This is a genomic window from Arthrobacter sp. Cr_A7 (assembly GCF_029222765.1).
Classification (GTDB): domain Bacteria; phylum Actinomycetota; class Actinomycetes; order Actinomycetales; family Micrococcaceae; genus Arthrobacter.
This window is the reverse complement of record NZ_JARHXQ010000371.1, coordinates 1-3,256: the sequence shown is the minus strand read 5'-3', so window position 1 is coordinate 3,256 and position 3,256 is coordinate 1. Positions and strand designations below refer to the sequence as shown.

Genomic DNA, 3,256 nt, shown 5'->3' with positions numbered 1-3,256 from the left:
CCGGTGCTTGATGGCCCGCAGATGCCCCCGTGGCGCAGCGAAGGATCAAGATCGGCACAATAAATCCCGATGATGGACATATGCGCTTCCGCCCGGTCCTCTGGCTTCCTAAAGTGTTTTTCACAGGGCAGCAGAACAACTACGTCGAGGGGGACGTATGGGCATGGATATTCCGCTCGGGGCAAAGGAGTCGCGGCCGTCAATGGAGCCGCGAAAGTCCGCTCCTGTTCCAGCTCCGCCTAAGAGCCGCCTGGTAAGGCCGTGCTCGGCGCAACTGACCCCGCCCCGGAGAGGCCGGGAACATGAAGTCCAGCGGCTGATCCGGGACCTGGCCGCACTTGCAGCCAAAAATCGTCCATCAGTTTCTTAAGGTTCGCTCTGCCAACCCGGCGGGAGCCCTGCTGTCTGGACGGCATGCAAAGGGCCCGGGGGTTGGTGCCCGGGCCCTTGTGCACAAATTGGTTTAGCGGCGGGTGCCGCCGGTTCCGTCGGTGTCGATGTTTTCCTTGCGGACTTCCTCGTTGACGGTGACGTTTTCGGTCACGGTGTCCTTATCCAGGCGGACCCGTTCGACAGGGACGGTCTCCTTTTCCACCACGGGGCGTTCTTCGTGGAGGATGACTTCGTGTTCTTCCTCGCTGATCGTGGGTCCATCCATCGCGGCGCCGACGTTCGCGTCGGTGATGGGTTCGCGCTCGATCCTGACTTCTTCACGCTGCACCGGTACGGTCTTGGTGACGTTCTCGGTGGTGACGTATTTGCGAAGCCGGGCCCTGCCTGCGGCCTGCTTTTCGGTGCCGACGCGGAGCTGCTCTTCCGACCGGGTCATTGCATCATCAGTCGTTGGGCCGGAGGTGTCATGGCCCACGGTGCCCGTCCTTTCGCCGGTGTCGGCTGTGCCGGTCCGGGAAGGGGTCCCGCTGTAGGAGGTACCACCACCGAGGTTGTAGTAGGTGTACAGCCGATCTTCCTCGGCCGGTTCCAGATGGCCGTCTTCAGCGACCCGCGGTGCATCCTTGACCTGGTCCTTGCCGTAAGGCACAACAATGTCGTTGCCCTCAGTGCGTGCACCTTCCAGCGGGACGAACGATTCGGACGTACCGAAAAGCCCGGTCTTTACAGTGACGAAGGAGGGCTGGCCTGTCTCATCATCGGCGTAGACCTGGCCGATGGAACCGATCTTGTCCCCGTCAGCACTCAGGACGTTACCGCCGGCGTTGAGCAGGGTGTCAATGTTTTCCTTGGCAAACATGGTGTCTCCTTGGATTGATTTCAGGGCCTTTGGCTTTGCGCCAGATCAATACTAAGCACGCTTACTATTGATCTGGCAAGCCGCTCACCTCAAAGGTCGCGCAGTTGCTCGGCGGGCCCTGCGGAGACTTTCTTCAACACCTGCCCGGCTTTGCGGCGGCGGAACTATTCTGGTGCGCCCCGCGTACGAAGCCCTTATATCCGGCCAGCGGCGAGCTCGGGGTCATCATCAGAACTCTTGCTGCCGGTCTCCTGCACAGTTAGCGAGGGCGCAGACTCTTCCCCTGATGCCTGCAAGGAGCGCCACACGCCCACTCCGGCCCCCGCCGCGAGCAGCATCGCGCCGAGCCACCACAATGTCCTGGCTGCCGACCGACCCGCTTCCACCGGGACCTCGGCAGTGGCTTTCGGCCCAACACGCTTCAACTGTTCCCGCACCCGGGGAGTCAGCGTTTCCACACCGCCTGCAAGCTCGTCCGCCAGCGCGCGCAGAAGCATTTGCAGGCGCGGGGACGCAGTTTCGATGCCGGTATCCAGGCCGGCCACTGCTCTTTGCAGGGCAGCCTGCACGCCGGGCGTGGCCCATTCCTTGCCCCTGGCCAGACGGGTGGTGAGGTTTTCCAGAAGATGGTGGAGCTGCTCGGTTTCAGTCATGGGTTCTGCCGTACGCATGGGTGCCTCCTGTGTGGGATGGATGCCCATAGCCTACGGCCGGCGGCGTGACAGAAGAAAGGGTATTTGGCTCGGACTGGAAGACCTGCGCAGTAGGTACCAACGGGGTATCACGAGTAGTCAGCACTCAGAAAACAGGTAAGGACTGCAGCCTGTTCCGGGCCTACACTCAGGCATGGGTACGATCCCGTCAGTAGTCCTAATCTTCGGTGCAGCTTTCGCTTGGATGGGATTAACGGTCTTCGTACTCCTACGATTGCGGCGCCGCCGGAAAGGGTCGTCGGTGGTGGCTTCGGCTGCCCCTCCCTCCGGCCAGAACAGCGAACTCGCATACAGGCCTTGGCGCCGAGTACGCCCAATAAGCGGGCACCATTCAGCCCGGCACCGCATGCCGGGAGTCAGGAAAGTCCGCACATGGAGGGCTCTGCCAAGCGTCGCACCGCCGACAACAAACAATCATTAAGCTTCATCCGGTTCACGGTAATTAGTTCTTCGGGGTAGACATGGATACCGGAACAATTATCGGATTCACTTTCGGGTACTTTGCCACCCTTGCCGGCGTGTTCATGCTGTACTTACCCATCGTCGTCCTCATCGTTGTGCTGTTGATTGCAGCCGGTGTTCTCCAATTGCTGCTCCTGCCGTTCATCGTCCTGGTGCGCAAGGTTCGCCGGTCAAAGCCCAAGCCGGACATGGACGCAGCATGGCTCTTGACCCGGGCTGAGCCGTAGCCTGCCCCGGCTGCTTCGTCTCCGCAGGATTGGGCCACGGTGGCGGTGCCGGCCACGGTGGAGGTGCCGGGGCATTAGGTATCCCCAGCATATTGACTGCCCTTAACCCGAGGAATAGCGTCTGCGCTAGCGGGGCAATCACCCCGTTATCACCGAGTGAGGCGCCGCTCCGTGCCACTTCGGCCCTGCTACAACGGTGTCCTCAGGGTCGGGATGAAGTTCCTGCGGCGACAACCGGGATGAAGATGCAGGAAAGGGAAAAGACCATGCCAAAGTATCTGTTTGAAGCGACGTACGTGGGCCAGGGCATCAAAGGGTTGATGAAGGAAGGCGGCACCGCGCGGCGGGACGCACTGGTGGAGGCCCTCGGCTCGGTGGGAGGCTCACTGGAGAGCTTCTACTACGCCTTTGGTTACTACGACGTCCTGGGTGTTTTTGAGGCCCCGGATGATGCAAGCGCCGCAGCGCTGTCGCTGCTGATCAACTCGACGGGGAACGTCAACGTCCGTCTGAAGCCGCTCCTGACCGTGGAAGACCTCGACAACGCCGCCAAGAAGACGCCGTCCTATCGGGCACCGGGACAGTAGGGGAGCCAGGCCCAA

Annotated in this window: 4 protein-coding genes; 2 read left to right on the top strand and 2 right to left on the bottom strand. The window is 61.5% G+C overall.

Going from position 1 to position 3,256, the window contains the following annotated elements; translation table 11 throughout:
- Positions 1 to 463 precede the first annotated feature (463 nt).
- Both P2Q66_RS21750 and P2Q66_RS21745 read right to left on the bottom strand, forming a co-directional pair.
- Positions 464 to 1,252 (bottom strand): PRC and DUF2382 domain-containing protein, encoded by a 789-nt coding sequence (locus P2Q66_RS21750; protein WP_275731473.1) that lies wholly within the window; start codon positions 1,250 to 1,252, stop codon positions 464 to 466.
- 194 nt (positions 1,253 to 1,446) lie between these two features.
- On the bottom strand, positions 1,447 to 1,923 hold the full coding sequence (locus P2Q66_RS21745; RefSeq protein ID WP_079598476.1) for a hypothetical protein: 477 nt from the start codon (positions 1,921 to 1,923) through the stop codon (positions 1,447 to 1,449).
- 503 nt (positions 1,924 to 2,426) lie between these two features.
- Here P2Q66_RS21745 and P2Q66_RS21740 point away from each other — a divergent pair.
- Positions 2,427 to 2,654 carry a hypothetical protein gene (locus tag P2Q66_RS21740; RefSeq protein WP_115525995.1) on the top strand — a complete coding sequence of 76 codons (228 nt, stop codon included), beginning with the start codon at positions 2,427 to 2,429 and terminating at the stop codon, positions 2,652 to 2,654.
- Positions 2,655 to 2,920: 266 nt separating this feature from the next.
- Positions 2,921 to 3,241 (top strand): GYD domain-containing protein, encoded by a 321-nt coding sequence (locus P2Q66_RS21735; protein WP_079598516.1) that lies wholly within the window; start codon positions 2,921 to 2,923, stop codon positions 3,239 to 3,241.
- Positions 3,242 to 3,256 lie beyond the last annotated feature (15 nt).

What these genes read in the sequence shown, in the direction of transcription:
- P2Q66_RS21750 (WP_275731473.1), bottom strand. Translation starts at nt 1,252, where the DNA reads ATGTTTGCCAAGGAAAACATTGACACCCTGCTCAACGCCGGCGGTAAC.
- P2Q66_RS21745 (WP_079598476.1), bottom strand. Translation starts at nt 1,923, where the DNA reads ATGCGTACGGCAGAACCCATGACTGAAACCGAGCAGCTCCACCATCTT.
- P2Q66_RS21735 (WP_079598516.1), top strand. Translation starts at nt 2,921, where the DNA reads ATGCCAAAGTATCTGTTTGAAGCGACGTACGTGGGCCAGGGCATCAAA.
- P2Q66_RS21740 (WP_115525995.1), top strand. Translation starts at nt 2,427, where the DNA reads ATGGATACCGGAACAATTATCGGATTCACTTTCGGGTACTTTGCCACC.